Genomic DNA, 373 nt, shown 5'->3' with positions numbered 1-373 from the left:
CCGAGTTCCCAGCCGGCGCGGAGCTTGCTGCATCGGGAGCGCTGATGCCGTGCTCGGTCTCGGCCCACTCTTCGATGTGTCGAGGGATTCGCCGGCGATCCAGTAGGCGGTGGAGAGCAGTTCGACGCCGGCGACGCAGTCGGCCAGGCGTGCGTGTTCCTCGGGGGCGAGGTCGCCGGCGTTTTCGGGGTCGACGGGGTCGGGAATCTTGTCGAGGCCGGGGCGGGCCGCTTCGACGGCGGCGGCGACGCGTTCGGCGAGGCCTGCCCGGCGGAGGCCCGGCGCTTCTTCTCGGCGCGTGTCTCGGTCTGGGTCAGGCCGGCTGCGGCGGCGGTGGACGCTTCGTCGTCGTCCCAGCCGTCGAGTTCGTATT

The 373-nt window shown here is 71.8% G+C and carries 1 protein-coding gene; it reads left to right on the top strand.

Translation table 11 applies throughout. From position 1 onward, the window contains the following. Nucleotides 1-153 precede the first annotated feature (153 nt). Nucleotides 154-373 (top strand): hypothetical protein (locus GT354_RS55245; protein WP_237536079.1); only part of this gene is annotated, 220 nt, incomplete at its 3' end.

This window comes from Streptomyces sp. SID3343 (assembly GCF_009865215.1).
Taxonomy (GTDB): Bacteria; Actinomycetota; Actinomycetes; order Streptomycetales; family Streptomycetaceae; genus Embleya.
Note: the sequence above shows the minus strand (reverse complement) of the source record. Positions and strands in the feature narration are given on the sequence as shown.